Origin of the sequence: Candidatus Berkiella aquae, from assembly GCF_001431295.2 — a bacterium.
GTDB lineage: Bacteria > Pseudomonadota > Gammaproteobacteria > Berkiellales > Berkiellaceae > Berkiella > Berkiella aquae.
The window spans coordinates 2,914,564-2,928,147 of sequence record NZ_LKAJ02000001.1 but is presented as its reverse complement, the minus strand read 5'-3'; the positions used below and the strand labels follow the sequence as shown (position 1 = coordinate 2,928,147).

Sequence of the window (13,584 nt, the reverse complement as noted above, 5' to 3'; positions counted from 1 at the left end):
TTATGCTGTTTGACTCCTATATTTTTATTTTTGTTTTTTTGCCTGTTTGCTTATTACTTTATGGGCTGTTAACGCAATATAAGCAATACGGCTACGCGCTATCTTGGCTAGTATTAGCTTCATTGTTTTTTTATGGCTGGTGGAATCCACCCTATCTTATTTTATTGTTAACATCGATTGCGGTGAACTTTGTGATAGGGCAATCTTTAAGGCAACGAGCAAAGCAAAATAAAAGCAATACGGTACCATTAGTGTTTGGGGTGAGTTTAAATTTATTGTTCATTGGCTATTTTAAATATGCCTACTTTTTTGTTTCCAACCTCAACCAATTTACGGCGCAACCCATTCCCTTCGATCCGATTATTTTACCATTGGGCATTTCGTTTTTTACCTTTCAAAAAATTGCTTTTCTGGTTGATGCCAGCCGTGGCGAAATCAAGGATTTCCGTTTTATTGATTACTGCTTGTTTGTTACTTTTTTCCCACAACTGATTGCAGGCCCGATTGTTCAACACAAACAAATCATTCCACAGTTTGCATTCAAAGATAAATTAAAAATCAGTAGTGATAATTTTAGTATTGGCTTAACTCTGTTTTTATTAGGTCTCTTTAAAAAAATAGCACTTGCGGATTCTATTGCTGTATATGCCAATGCTGCATTTAATGGGGCAGCAGCAGGCATCAACTTATCATTCTGGGAAGCTTGGCTAGGCGCTCTTGCGTATGCACTGCAGCTTTATTTTGATTTCTCAGGCTATTCTGATATGGCGATTGGTCTTGCTTTCTTATTTGGTATCAAACTGCCGCTTAATTTTTATTCGCCATACAAGGCTAAAAGTATTATTGATTTTTGGCATCGTTGGCATATGACGCTTTCCAGTTTCTTACGTGATTATTTATATATACCGCTGGGCGGTAATCGCAAAGGTCCTGTTAGGCGCTACGTTAACCTTATTATCACGATGTTGTTAGGCGGCTTATGGCATGGTGCGAATTGGACGTTTGTGCTTTGGGGAATGCTGCATGGATTATATCTGACCATTAACCATGGGTGGCGATGGCTTTTTGGCCAGCGACAAATATCACCGCTTTGCTGCCAGCTCGTCACTTTCTTTGCGGTGGTTGTTGCTTGGGTACCTTTTCGTGCAGATAACATTCAAGTAACGCAATCGATGCTGACAAGCATGTTTTCATTGCAATCAATCTCGCTTCCTAAGAGCGTATTGACGCAATTTTCGGCATTGCAAGAATACGTGACGATATTGGGATTACAAGGTAAAGGCATGTTTTATAATGGCCTTGCCAATTGGCATTATGGCCTTTTATGGATCATTGGCTTACTGGGCTGTGCTTGGCTGATGCCCAATACCTCGCAAATCATGAATCAACATTTTGTCCCGGAAGGGATAGCACCCGAAAGAGTCAGCGCAAGTCGATTGAGTTGGCAGCCATCAAAACGTTGGGCACTATTACTGGCAATGATGGCATTGATCTCCATTATGCTGATTTCTGAAGAAAGTGAATTTTTGTATTTTCAATTTTAACGCTTGATGTGAATGGAAATGATGTATAACCAATACCTAAAAACACTTGTCATTTTTATTATCTTATTCGCATTGCCCATCTGTGGAAATTGGCTTTTTCTCTACAATAGTGGTGAATTGTTGCCCGTCGAGGAAATTGCACACAAACAATGTGTCAATAATCAACAGTGCATTGTTGGTTTAGCAACCCGTAATCAAGGATATTACTACAAGAAAGCACTTTATCAGGAAACGAAGCCCAAAGTATTAATACTCGGTTCTTCTCGTGTCATGCAATTTCGCAAAGCTTTTTTCTCACAAAGCATGATCAATGCCGGAGGAGCTATGAATTCTATTAATGAGGGATTGAGTTTTTTACGTGACGTTCTTAAAGAATCAACTCCGGAAGCAGTGATTATTGGCCTTGATTATTGGTGGTTCAATCAAAATGCATTAGAGCCTTCACTTGCCGTGAAACCGCCGCCGAAATTGAGCCATACCTTAACACTACGAAGCTATCTACTTCCTTATAAGTGGCTGTGGCAACAAAAGATCACCTTGGGGCAATATGTTCAGCGAATGAATCCATTGTATTCGTTCCTAGAGCATGCAGAATATGGCATTGGGGTTGATGGTATTTTCTACCAAAATGGTTTTGCTGAAGATGGTTCTTATGTTTATACCAAAACGATAACCGGCAGAGAAAAAAATATTGATGATAAATTTGAATTGTCTTTCACGAGCATGGCACAAAATGGTCCTCGCTTTGAATATGGCGATAGTATTGATGCAACACACTTTGAGCAATTTAAAGAGATAGTCAAATTATTAGAAGGTAACAAGATTAAAGTCTATTTCTTTATTGCCCCACTCGCTCCAAGGATCGCCAACAAAATGGATGAGTATCAGAAAGAATATGCCTTTATTGCGACATTGCGCTCAACGTTAACGGCAGCAGGTATTTCGTTTATGGATTTTCATCACCCTGATTTAATTGGAGCAACTGATTGTGAGTTTATTGATGGCATCCATGGCGGTGATTTAGTCTATGCTAAAATATTACGCTCCCTTGCCGCTACTCACCCAACATTAAATGCTTATGTCGATCATCAATATCTTACGCAAGTGACGCATTATTATCGCGACATTGCGATGATCCCACCGCAAAATGTGCAACAAACAGAAATCGATTTTTTGCATCTAGGATGTGATAAATCAACCCAATACGTAAGTCTTCGCAGCTGAATTTACGGCGTTGCGAAGTCCGCCCATAGCTTTAGCGACGGCGGATTGCCGACCTAAATGTCTTGCTCGAGGCTTGGCGCCTGTCTTCGCTAAAGCTACGTCGGGGTATAGAATTTTATTCATTCCAACCGGGGCGCCGGTGACACAATCATTGTTTCACTGCTACCGCAGTTTTGATTTTAGAAGATTTTTTTACCCCGGGTTCCACTCACTTGCCTTACGGCTCGTTCGTTTTACCCGGGGCTATTTACTGTCGCATCCCCTCACGCTGCGTTTGACTCGCTTTGCTCGTCAACCTTACGCGGGGTATGAGTCCATCCCCCCCACACCCAAGCCCCGTAGTGGCGCAGGAAAATTCAAAATATTTCTGTGGACAAGCCGCGGCAAGTTCGCAGTAAAGCGAAGTGCAGTCCTTACCAGAATCAGATTAAGAATCTTTTAGAATATCACCAACGGCACTGGGTTGTTTGAACATGCGATAAAACAGCCCATATTTGACGATACAATAAATGGCTCTAAATCCATCCTTCCAGCCAATTTTCTTACCTTCTTTATAGGTACGACCGTAATAAGAGATCCCAACTTCATAAATATGAATATCAGGAATACGAGCAAGGTGAGCGGTTACTTCGGGTTCAAAGCCAAAGCGACGTTCTTGCAGTGGAATGCTTTGGATGATTTGGCGCTTGAAAACTTTGTAGCAGGTTTCCATATCCGTCAGATTGAGATTGGTAAACATATTGCTTAGTAAGGTTAAAAAGCGATTGCCCATGGAGTGCCAGAAATACAAGACCCGATGTGTTTCGCCGCCGATAAAGCGACTACCAAAGACCACATCAGCCTTGCCTTCCAGTAAAGGAGCTAAGAGCTTTGGATACTCTTGAGGGTTATATTCTAAATCGGAGTCTTGAATAATCACATAATCACCGGTGGCATGTTTAATCCCGGTATGCAATGCTGCGCCCTTGCCGGCGTTTTTAGGATGATGAATCAAGACATCAATCATCGGTTTGAGTGTGGTATTTAGGAGTTCATCGACCCCATCTTGCGAACCATCGTTGACCACAATGATTTCCAACTTGCCCTCAATCGGCGCATTACGAACCGATTCTAATAACTGGCCAATCGTTTTCTTTTCGTTATAGCAAGGAATAATGACGGATAGAGTGTATGACATAATTAAACACTAACCACATTCAGTTGATGAATTTTTTTTTGGAAATAGGCTATCGTCTTTTGTAAACCTTCTTTAAGATCAACAACCGGTTCCCAATTTAATTCTGCTTTCGCTCGACTGATATCGGGACAACGCTGCTTCGGATCGTCGGTTGGTAAGGGATGGTAACTAATGGTTGAATGGCTACCGGTTGCGGCAATAATAATTTGTGCAATTTCTTTCATGGTTTTTTCAATCGGATTACCAATATTAACCGGTTGGTGGCAGTGAGGTTTGGCCATCAACTTCATTAATCCTGAAATAGTATCATCGACATAGCAAAATGAGCGGCTTTGCTCGCCATTACCATAAATGGTTAACGGGGTATTTTGCAGTGCTTGAACAATAAAATTACTAACAACGCGCCCATCATTTAAATTCATTTGTGGGCCATAAGTGTTAAAGATCCGCGCAATGCGAATATCAACTTGGTGTTGGCGATGATAGTCCATAAATAAGGTTTCAGCGCAACGTTTGCCTTCATCATAGCAAGCACGCGGACCGTTGCAGTTAACATGACCCCAGTAATCTTCTCGTTGCGGATGAACGAGCGGATCGCCATACACTTCACTCGTTGAAGTAAACAAAACAGGTACTTTTAATCGTCGTGCCAGATCAAGCACATTCAAAGCACCTAAGACGCTGATTTTGGTGGTTTGAATGGGGTCACGTTGGTAGAACACGGGGCTTGCAGGGCAAGCTAAGTGATAAATGGCATCGACCTCAACGGATAGGGGCTGACAAATATCGTGTCGTATCACTTCAAAATGAGGATTGTTCGATAATGCTCGGATGTTCTCTTTGGTGCCGGTATAAAAATTATCTAAACAGACCACTTCTTTACCGATTTTAAGTAGGCGTTGGCAAAGATGTGAACCTAAAAACCCTGCACCACCTGTCACCAAAACACGATTTGTATGTCTCATAACTTTTATTAATCCAAGCATGCTGAAAGCCCGAAAGTCTAGCATGGCCGCAAGCGACAAATCTATCGAAGAGATGGATCCCTATACTCAAACCCATTTGCATCTAGGCAACAACCGGTCTTTGCTAAAGTGAAGACAAGGCTAGTTTTGACAGCTTGAAGAGAAGCCTTTATTGTTGCGGTTGTTCTTCTCACTTCACATAAACGGTTATTTAAATAACATGAAAATTACGGTATATGGTTCAGGATATGTTGGCCTTGTGATGGCCGCCTGCTTCGCCGAAGTAGGTAATGAAGTCGTGTGCATGGACGTTGATAAAGACAAGATCAGCCGCTTACAAAAAGGCGAGATCCCTATCTACGAACCAGGCCTTCATGAAGTGGTGATAAGCACCCTCAAGTCAAAACGACTGCAGTTTACAACGGATGCTGCGTTTGCGGTTAAGCATGGTGAGTGTCAGTTTATTGCAGTAGGAACGCCACCTGATCCACAAGGTAAAGCCGATTTGAAATTTGTGTTAGCGGTTGCAAAGTCGATTGGTGAACATATGCAGCGCCATACGATTGTGATTAATAAATCGACTGTGCCTATCGGAACCGCTGATAAAGTACGTGAAACCATTCTCAAAACATTGGCTGAGCGCAAAAAGGACATCCCTTTTGATGTCGTATCCAACCCTGAATTCTTAAAAGAAGGGGCTGCATTAGCGGATTTTAGAAGACCCGATCGCATTGTTTTAGGGGTTGAAAATGCGGTAGCAGGTAATGTGTTAAGAAAACTTTATGAACCCTTTAATCGCGATAATAATCGCTTAATGGTGATGGACACCCGTTCAGCAGAGCTCACCAAATATGCTGCAAATGCTATGCTAGCAACTAAAATCAGTTTTATGAATGAAATGGCGAATTTAGCCGAGAAAGTTGGTGCTGATATTGAAAAAGTACGCATCGGCATTGGCGCGGATCCGCGCATTGGTTATCACTTTACGTATGCTGGTTGTGGTTATGGCGGCTCTTGTTTTGGTAAAGATATTCAAGCCCTGATTCATACGGCAGAAGATTTTAATAGTCATGCAGAAGTGATCCAAGCCGTTGAAAGAGTGAATGCCGATCAGAAAAGACGTTTATTTGATAAGATCAATGCTCATTTTAATGAGCAGCTGACCAACAAAGTATTTGCTATTTGGGGTTTGTCGTTTAAACCTGAAACCGATGATATGCGTGATGCCCCCAGCTTAACGATTCTGCGAGAATTGTGGAAAGCAGGCGCGCGAGTCAAAGTATACGATCCGCAGGCAATGCATGAAGCAAAGAAAATATTTGGCAATAGAGATGACTTAATCTATTGCGCTGATGCGCAAGATGCCTTAGAAGGCGCCCATGCATTAGTGGTATTAACAGAGTGGCGTGTATTTCGTTGTCCTGATTTTTATGCCATTAAAGAGTCACTACAAACGCCAGTGATTTTTGATGGAAGAAACATTTACGATCCAATCCTGCTTAGCGAAATGGGTATTGCTTATTATGGAATGGGACGCACCAATGTAAAGCAAGCGGTTGAAACAGCGATGCTCACTGCTGTTGAGTAGGTAATGCTTAAGCGCTTGCCTAGGCAGGCGTTGCCGTTTTAAACACCAGGTACTTACGGGATAAAAAATTCCAGCCAAAGGCAGTACCCATCGCGAAGAGTTTGCTGATAACAAGGCTTAGCGCCAACCATTCAAAAGTCAGAAAAAGGCAAAAATGGTGAATGCTAAGCCCAATACCACTAACCAAATAAGTCAGCATAAAGCGCGTTTGTGAAGAATGGCGTTGCTGATGCTTAAAGACGAATTGATTGCATAAGATAAAATTAGCTAGAGTGGCAACGATGAAGCTAAACGTTGCTAGAATTAAGTAGTGGTAGGCAAAATGCTGGCGCAGTAGCAAAAATAAGCTAATGTCCAAAATAGCACAAGCGCCTCCCGCAATGATATAGCGGTAAAGCTTCGGATCGCGGATAAGTTGTAAGATAAACGTTACCATGTTTCAACCTTCAGTCTCTGTCATAATTGCAGTTAAGAATGCTAAAGCGTATTTAGCACAAACTTTAGCAAGCATTCGCGCTCAATGCTATCCATTGCTTGAAGTCATTGTCATTGATGGCGCTTCAACCGATGGTACGCTCGATGTTATTAGAGAGAATCACGACCTGATTCATTGTGTGATTTCTGAGCCGGATAAAGGGATTTCAGATGCATTTAACAAAGGGTTAAGACAAGCAACGGGAGATTATATTAATTTCCAGGGAGCCGGTGATGTGTTTTATGCGCCTGGCTGCCTTACGCAACTATTTCACTCTCTGGATGACAGTTACCAACTTATTTGTGGCAAAGTAGAGCGTGTTGAAGAAGATGGTGTTACGCCATTATGGGTTGCGCCAAAACACATTAAACCTTTTAATAAAAAGTCACTCCTTTTTAAAATGTCCTTGCCGCATCAAGGTTTATTCACTCATCGGTGCTTTTTTGAGCAGTTTGGCAGCTTTGATCTCAAAGTGCGATTCGCGATGGATTATGAATTATTATTAAGAGCTTACGAAGAGTTCCCTAAAACAATTATTAAAGATGTATTCATTTCACGCTGGCGTGCAGGCGGAGTGGGTGCTCATCGGATCATGGAAATTTTTGATGAATATCATCGTATCAAAAAACAACATCGCGTTGCTTCCACTATGGCGTTACAAGCAATCGATGCATTCACTCGCTTAAAATACCTCATTAAAGATAAATTGCTAAAAATGGCCTATTAAATATGAAACAAATTTTGCCTATTCTTCGCTATATCATCCAAAATAATTCGCCATTTGCCATACCTTATCGATTAGGATTAGCCTTCTTGTATCAAGGTTATAAGCGGTGTGTCAAAACCATTTTTAGCAAGCGATTATTTAATGGGCAAAAAATATTTTTATATCCCAATAATTGTATTTCATCTGCTTTTGTCTATGCGAGTCACCCAGACAAGCAAGAGATAGCAGCGCTTCGCCAACTAGCCGATAATCAATCGGTTTTTTTAGATATTGGTGCCAATATTGGTGCATACAGTATTATGTTAATGGATAAAGTTAAAAAACTTTATGCTTTTGAAGCACATCCGCATACTGCTAATTTATGTAAAATGAATTTTTTATTAAATGGTTTATCTGAAGAGCAGGTAATTGCAAAGGCGGTGAGTGATAATAATCAATCAACCTATTTTAGCAATCTGGACGACGGCGATCCTTTAAATACCATTGTGCAAAATAGTTCACAGGCGATTGAGGTGCCATCGATTACATTAGATCAATTCATTCAAGAAAAGCAATTTGAATCAGGCACAAACTTTTTGCTGAAGATCGATGTTGAAGGTTTTGAACATCATGTCTTGCAAGGCGCTGCAGACTTTTTAAAGAATCAACCCATTAAAGCCATTTTGCTTGAAACCTTTTCGACAGAACATCAAGCGATTCAACAATGCCTTGAACAACTGGGTTTTAAAATGAAAATGATAAGCAAACACAATATGCTTGCTTATCGATAAGGATATCATCTTCATATGCGTAGTGATTATTTCACGCCAACACAAGCGTTTGATAAATTTTTAACCCAATATCGTTATAATCGGATGTTTAAAGCATTAAAACAGTTTAATCATATCAAACAAGTTTATGATTTAGGCTGTGGTTCGGGGCAATTAGTGCATTTGCTTTGCGAACAGGGATATGATGCATATGGGATTGATGTCAAAAGCGATCAGCGTATCATTGCTGCTGATTTAAATAATACCCTTCCACTATCTGATGAATCGGTCGATCTGATTACTTCATTAGCCAATATTGAACATTTAGAAAAGCCATTGTTTAATTTGCATGAGATCTATCGTGTGCTTCGCAAAAATGGGGTACTTATCTTAACGACGCCAAGTACCGCTGCCAAACCGATATTAGAATTTTTAGCCTATAAATTAAAATGGATTAATGAAACGGAAATCCGAGATCATAAAATTTATTTTTCGAAGAAGCTATTGGAGCACTATTTACAAAAGGTAGGCTTTCATCAATTTCAAGTAAAACGTTTTCAAATGGGTCTGAATCTACATGCCATCGCAATCAAATAAAACATCTGCTGTGGGAATGTATTATTTTCTTTTGATATTGCTGGCTGGATTACGAGTCATTATCACTCAGCCTAAAGGCTGTCCCGCTTTTTTTGATTGTAATTCCTACCTCGCAATGATGCAGTCTATTGCTTACGATCCCAATATTGCAGGCCATCATGCCATGCGAGTATTGCCTGTTTTGTTAGCCAATGGTTTATCTTATTTGGGTTTTAGTGATGAGATGGCATTTCGCATACTCTCAGGGGGCGGCTATGTTGCTTTTGGAGTACTACTCTTTTGGTTTTTCCAAAAATGCTCCCTTAAATCTTGGGTAGCATTTGGATTTACACTTCTGTGCTTGGCAGCAAACGAAGCCATCCGTATTCCATTGGTGTTGGTTTACCAAACTTGCGATATGTTCACTTATTTATTCATCATATTGATGTTTTACTGCTCATTAACCCGACAGACAACAAGTTTATTTGTTCTTAGCATGCTAAGTATTTTAACTAGGCAGAATCTGCTGATATTAGGCGTTGCTTCCTTACTCTATTGTTATAGCCAGACAAAGCAGCGGCGAGTTTTCTTTTATACCGCGGTTTTAATTACGGCCTACAGTTTTTTACAAAGTTATTATCATGCCACCTCAACCTTTACGGCTTTGCTACAACCTCCGGCAGGCTTTTTTACCTTTTCTCATTTATGGTTTGTGGTAATTGATTCAAAAGTGCTTGAGCTTTTTGTGCCGCTGTTGCCATTTCTGTTGCTTTATGCCAAATCAATGATTCAATTAATGTTGCGCTATTGGCATTTAACCTTATACATGGCGATTACCATTGGCCAACCGTTCTTGGGCTATCACATGACTGGCAATAATTTTGCCCGCATTGCGTTGCAAGGGGTGATTGGTTTGTATCTTTTAGCAGGCATGGCAAGCGCACAATACCAATGGTCCAAAGCACAGATTATGCTTTTTCTGGGGTATGCATTATTAATTTATACCACGTGGGGCATCACTTATCGGTTGGGTATCATGGTGCTGTTTAGTGTGGTTTTTGTTTGGATGCTTTTCAAACAACATAGGCAATCATCATCATTACTATCCTCTAATATACAAAGGTTAAACGCATGATCATTTCCATTGTTGGCGCTGGTGCTTTAGGTAAAACTTATGGTGGGCTATTAGCTCAGCAGCATGAAGTGCATTATTTAATGCGTTCAGAATATGCCCAAGTTAAAAGAGAAGGTGGTTTTACGTTAGTGTTTCCACCGCCGCAAAATAGTATGCAGATTGAAGCGCCTTTATTACACCAAGATGCCAAAACCTTGCCCCCCTCTGATTTAGTCATTATTAGCACCAAAACAACTGCCAATCATGAACTGGGTGCATTATTAGGCCATTGCATAAAAGAAAACACACTGGTATTGGTGATACAAAATGGGATAGGGAATGAAGAATGGATATCGCAATTAGTTCCTCATAATCCTCTTATCTGCGGCGTTTCTAGTATGAAAGCCACACGCTTAGAGAATAATACAGTCGAGATTGCTTATATTGCAGAATTACGTTTAGCCCCGTTTCAAGCGGCAACTGAAAAACAGTGTGAAATCATTGAGCAGGCTTTTGCGGCAACTTCACCTGCTATTCCGGTTAAAGCCTATCAGAGTTATAAAGAAATTCGTTGGCGCAAATTAATTTGGAACGTTCCTTTTTCGGCGCTTTCGATTATTTATCAACAGGATACTCAAGTATTAGCAACCCGTCAGCCGTATGTGAGTATTGTGCGCGCTTTAATGAATGAAGTGGCCGATATTGCCAAAGCAGATGGTGTCACTATTTCACAAGAACATATGGCAAAAATGCTAGAGGCGACTCAAAAGTCAGGGCCATACTATCCGAGTATGTATTTTGATTCTATTCAGGGTAAGCCGATAGAAAAAGAATACATTATTGATAATGTTTTAGCACTTGCAAGGCAATATCATATTGAGACACCAATGTTGAATTTGATTCAAACGAATTTGAATTAATAAAATTGCTCTGATGATGAGTGCAGCGATCAAGCGCCCACTTTGTAAAAGGGGGCAGCTTGGTGCGATCTTCCGTCGAAGTTTTCTTGTCTTGCGTAGCCTCTTGGCGAAGCAAGAAGCGAAGACGGAAGCACCAAGCGGGGGATTTTATCTTAGGTTTTTAAATGGTCCAACGAAGGTTTTTCTATCACTTCCTTGCATTTATCCCTTAGAGGGTATAATATTGAAAATATACCCTTAAGGGGATAAATTTGAAATATACCCTGCAGGGTATAAATAAGGAGTGAACCGTGTTTATCCGCTCTCCTCAAGAATTTGCTGTGATGGTGATTGATCAAAGGAAAAAGTTAGGTATAACTCAAGCAGAGGTTGCTAGTAGGGTCGGACTTAAACAAAAAACCATATCAGCTTTTGAAAATAAGCCTGAAAATACCAAAATCTCGACGCTCTTTTTAATCCTATCGGCTGTTAACTTAGATATGAATGTTATACCTAAAAATGCAGAATCGAAATCAGATTGGCAGCATGAGTGGTAAAAATGCCTAGAGATGTACGCACATTATATATATTCATGAATGAATTTTTGGTTGGCAGATTAGAAAAGCAATCCAAAGGAATCTTGCAATTTTTTTATGAACCGAGTTGGTTAGCAATGGCTGGGGCGCGTCCCCTGTCGTTATCTCTTCCTTTAAGTGCAAAACGATATATGGGAGATGTTGTTTATCATTTTTTTGATAATCTCTTACCAGATAATCCACAGATAAGAGCAAGAATTCAAGCAAAATTTAGTGCAAAAACCGATCAGCCTTTCGATTTGCTTGAAAAAATTGGACGAGACTGTGTAGGGGCTATTCAACTCAATGATGTGACTAATATCACAATCGTTAAAAGCATTCAGTTAAAAAAGCTCAATGAAAAAAATATTGCTGAGATATTACGTCATTACCAAAACTACCCGCTTGGCATGATGGAAGATACTGATTTTAGAATTTCCATTGCTGGGGCTCAAGAAAAAGCAGCATTGCTGTATTATAAAAAAAAATGGAGTTTACCATTAGAACAAACACCAACAACACATATTCTTAAATTGCCTATTGGTCGTGTACATGGTATGGATTTAACAGATAGCTGTGAGAATGAATGGCTATGTGCACAAATTGCAGCAGCATTTGGTTTACCGGTAGCAAAGTGCGATATATTATATTTTGAAGAAGTGAAAGTGTTGGCAGTAGAACGGTTTGATCGAAAATTATCCAGTGATAAAACCTGGATAATGCGTTTACCTCAAGAAGATATGTGTCAAGCATTAGGATTTTCTCCAAATCTAAAATATCAAGCTGATGGAGGTCCTGGTATTTCTGAAGTGATGAATTTATTACTAGGCGCCATTGATCCTTTAAAAGACAGAGATGCTTTCTTTCGTTCGCAAGTATTGTTTTGGTTATTAGCAGCAATTGATGGTCATGCTAAAAATTTTAGTATCTTTATTGAGCCTGAAGGAAAATATCAACTAACCCCATTATATGATGTTATGTCTGCATATCCATTGATAGAAAGTAAGCAATTACAGCCGCAGAAAATAAAAATGGCAATGGCGCTAAAAGGTAAAAATAATCATTATTATTGGCATAACATTCAACATAGACATTTTATTGAAGCTGCTAAAAATGCAAATTATTCTCCTTCGCGAGCTCAAGCAATATTAGATGAAATGTTGGAAAGAGTGGATAGTGTGATTGATAAAGTATCGACAATGCTTCCTTCTTCTTTTCCTAAACAGATCTCTACTTCAATATTTGAGGGGATGATAAAAATGAAGAAAAAATTAATTAAAAGATAGAAGAGAGCAGTGAAAAGAACATGGTGTTTTGTGGCAGAAATTAAAAAACATTTTTTCTTGATAATCATTTGTTGCATCGCTACCGCGATTAAATAAATAATGAGTTTATTATCCCCCATTCCCACATTCACGGCTAACGCCGTTTCATGTTTGCATAGGGGGCTAGCGAATGTCGCAGCTACCGCTGCTAAAAAACTCGCGGCAGCGAGGAAATTCCCTTTTAATGGAAGAAAGAGAAAGGACATCCAACAATATGAGATGTCCTATAATCTTTAGTTTAATGTCGCTCGACTCGTCGCGCTTGGCATTTCAGCAAGGGTTGGCTCAATCGTTTCAGTCGATGAACGTCGTGGTAGGTATGTGCTTGCCGCATTGTGTAACCAAGTCAGTGGTCTTGTCATTTGGGTAAACAACGTTGATTCTGCTTGCGTTTGAACTGGTGCGATACCGTCCGCTTCAACATCACGGCCTATGCTTTGATTTTGGCTTCGAGCCCAATTCCACACAGAAACAGCGGCGTTGCTGATGGCTTGCCAGATACTATCTGCGTGTGCGCGAGTAAAATCCCAGCTTGCTCGTAATGCATTTTTTATCGCAACTGCATATTCATTGGTATGAGTAGCGATCGATTCAAACGTATTTCTTAACATAGTAATCATGATAAACCTCTTTGGTTGTTAATTAA

At 40.1% G+C, this 13,584-nt stretch carries 14 protein-coding genes; 10 read left to right on the top strand and 4 right to left on the bottom strand.

Going from position 1 to position 13,584, the window contains the following annotated elements; translation table 11 throughout:
* The first annotated feature begins 2 nt into the window (after positions 1–2).
* Together HT99x_RS12790 and HT99x_RS12785 are read left to right on the top strand one after the other, a co-directional pair.
* Complete coding sequence (locus HT99x_RS12790) at positions 3–1,544, top strand: MBOAT family O-acyltransferase (RefSeq protein WP_075067178.1); 1,542 nt, start codon at positions 3–5, stop codon at positions 1,542–1,544.
* A gap of 18 nt (positions 1,545–1,562) precedes the next feature.
* On the top strand, positions 1,563–2,768 hold the full coding sequence (locus tag HT99x_RS12785) for a hypothetical protein (protein ID WP_139016634.1): 1,206 nt from the start codon (positions 1,563–1,565) through the stop codon (positions 2,766–2,768).
* 427 nt (positions 2,769–3,195) lie between these two features.
* Here HT99x_RS12785 and HT99x_RS12780 read toward each other — a convergent pair whose 3' ends face one another.
* Entirely contained in the window at positions 3,196–3,945 is a 750-nt protein-coding gene (locus HT99x_RS12780; RefSeq protein ID WP_075067180.1) for a glycosyltransferase, read from the bottom strand.
* Positions 3,946–3,947: 2 nt separating this feature from the next.
* Positions 3,948–4,910: a GDP-mannose 4,6-dehydratase gene (locus HT99x_RS12775; RefSeq protein WP_075067181.1), complete on the bottom strand. Its 963-nt coding sequence runs from the start codon at positions 4,908–4,910 to the stop codon at positions 3,948–3,950.
* A gap of 220 nt (positions 4,911–5,130) precedes the next feature.
* Between HT99x_RS12775 and HT99x_RS12770 the strand changes: the two genes are divergently transcribed.
* A complete protein-coding gene (locus HT99x_RS12770; RefSeq protein ID WP_075067182.1) occupies positions 5,131–6,498 on the top strand; it encodes a nucleotide sugar dehydrogenase in 1,368 nt (455 codons plus the stop codon).
* 19 nt (positions 6,499–6,517) lie between these two features.
* On the opposite strand, the gene HT99x_RS12765 is transcribed toward HT99x_RS12770, so the two are convergent.
* A complete protein-coding gene (locus HT99x_RS12765) occupies positions 6,518–6,934 on the bottom strand; it encodes a GtrA family protein (RefSeq protein ID WP_075067183.1) in 417 nt (138 codons plus the stop codon).
* On the opposite strand from HT99x_RS12765, the gene HT99x_RS12760 reads away from it, so the two are divergent.
* The 7 genes from HT99x_RS12760 (at position 6,933) to HT99x_RS12730 (ending at position 12,899) form a co-directional block, all read left to right on the top strand.
* Positions 6,933–7,700, top strand: a complete 768-nt coding sequence (locus tag HT99x_RS12760; protein WP_075067184.1) for a glycosyltransferase — start codon at positions 6,933–6,935, stop codon at positions 7,698–7,700. The two genes, HT99x_RS12765 and HT99x_RS12760, sit on opposite strands and share 2 nt — an antisense overlap.
* Positions 7,701–7,702: 2 nt before the next feature.
* Positions 7,703–8,470: an FkbM family methyltransferase gene (locus HT99x_RS12755; protein WP_075067185.1), complete on the top strand. Its 768-nt coding sequence runs from the start codon at positions 7,703–7,705 to the stop codon at positions 8,468–8,470.
* 15 nt (positions 8,471–8,485) lie between these two features.
* Positions 8,486–9,046: a methyltransferase domain-containing protein gene (locus HT99x_RS12750; protein ID WP_083482953.1), complete on the top strand. Its 561-nt coding sequence runs from the start codon at positions 8,486–8,488 to the stop codon at positions 9,044–9,046.
* Positions 9,027–10,160 carry a hypothetical protein gene (locus HT99x_RS12745; RefSeq protein ID WP_075067186.1) on the top strand — a complete coding sequence of 378 codons (1,134 nt, stop codon included), beginning with the start codon at positions 9,027–9,029 and terminating at the stop codon, positions 10,158–10,160. The genes HT99x_RS12750 and HT99x_RS12745 overlap by 20 nt, the downstream gene beginning before the upstream one ends.
* Entirely contained in the window at positions 10,157–11,059 is a 903-nt protein-coding gene (locus tag HT99x_RS12740) for a 2-dehydropantoate 2-reductase (RefSeq protein WP_075067187.1), read from the top strand. The genes HT99x_RS12745 and HT99x_RS12740 overlap by 4 nt, the downstream gene beginning before the upstream one ends.
* Before the next feature lie 290 nt (positions 11,060–11,349).
* The gene (locus tag HT99x_RS12735; protein ID WP_075067188.1) at positions 11,350–11,595 is read left to right on the top strand and encodes a helix-turn-helix domain-containing protein; all 246 of its coding nucleotides are present in this window, start codon (positions 11,350–11,352) and stop codon (positions 11,593–11,595) included.
* 2 nt (positions 11,596–11,597) lie between these two features.
* Entirely contained in the window at positions 11,598–12,899 is a 1,302-nt protein-coding gene (locus HT99x_RS12730; protein ID WP_075067189.1) for a HipA domain-containing protein, read from the top strand.
* Between the two features lie 272 nt (positions 12,900–13,171).
* On the opposite strand, the gene HT99x_RS12725 is transcribed toward HT99x_RS12730, so the two are convergent.
* A complete protein-coding gene (locus tag HT99x_RS12725; RefSeq protein ID WP_075067190.1) occupies positions 13,172–13,558 on the bottom strand; it encodes a hypothetical protein in 387 nt (128 codons plus the stop codon).
* Between the last annotated feature and the right edge of the window lie 26 nt (positions 13,559–13,584).

Excerpts from the sequence above, each read along its gene's own strand:
- HT99x_RS12785 (WP_139016634.1), top strand. The coding sequence starts at position 1,563 with ATGATGTATAACCAATACCTAAAAACACTTGTCATTTTTATTATCTTA.
- HT99x_RS12750 (WP_083482953.1), top strand. The coding sequence starts at position 8,486 with ATGCGTAGTGATTATTTCACGCCAACACAAGCGTTTGATAAATTTTTA.
- HT99x_RS12775 (WP_075067181.1), bottom strand. The coding sequence starts at position 4,910 with ATGAGACATACAAATCGTGTTTTGGTGACAGGTGGTGCAGGGTTTTTA.
- HT99x_RS12730 (WP_075067189.1), top strand. The coding sequence starts at position 11,598 with ATGCCTAGAGATGTACGCACATTATATATATTCATGAATGAATTTTTG.
- HT99x_RS12780 (WP_075067180.1), bottom strand. The coding sequence starts at position 3,945 with ATGTCATACACTCTATCCGTCATTATTCCTTGCTATAACGAAAAGAAA.
- HT99x_RS12740 (WP_075067187.1), top strand. The coding sequence starts at position 10,157 with ATGATCATTTCCATTGTTGGCGCTGGTGCTTTAGGTAAAACTTATGGT.
- HT99x_RS12745 (WP_075067186.1), top strand. The coding sequence starts at position 9,027 with ATGCCATCGCAATCAAATAAAACATCTGCTGTGGGAATGTATTATTTT.
- HT99x_RS12760 (WP_075067184.1), top strand. The coding sequence starts at position 6,933 with ATGTTTCAACCTTCAGTCTCTGTCATAATTGCAGTTAAGAATGCTAAA.
- HT99x_RS12770 (WP_075067182.1), top strand. The coding sequence starts at position 5,131 with ATGAAAATTACGGTATATGGTTCAGGATATGTTGGCCTTGTGATGGCC.
- HT99x_RS12725 (WP_075067190.1), bottom strand. The coding sequence starts at position 13,558 with ATGATTACTATGTTAAGAAATACGTTTGAATCGATCGCTACTCATACC.
- HT99x_RS12755 (WP_075067185.1), top strand. The coding sequence starts at position 7,703 with ATGAAACAAATTTTGCCTATTCTTCGCTATATCATCCAAAATAATTCG.
- HT99x_RS12765 (WP_075067183.1), bottom strand. The coding sequence starts at position 6,934 with ATGGTAACGTTTATCTTACAACTTATCCGCGATCCGAAGCTTTACCGC.
- HT99x_RS12790 (WP_075067178.1), top strand. The coding sequence starts at position 3 with ATGCTGTTTGACTCCTATATTTTTATTTTTGTTTTTTTGCCTGTTTGC.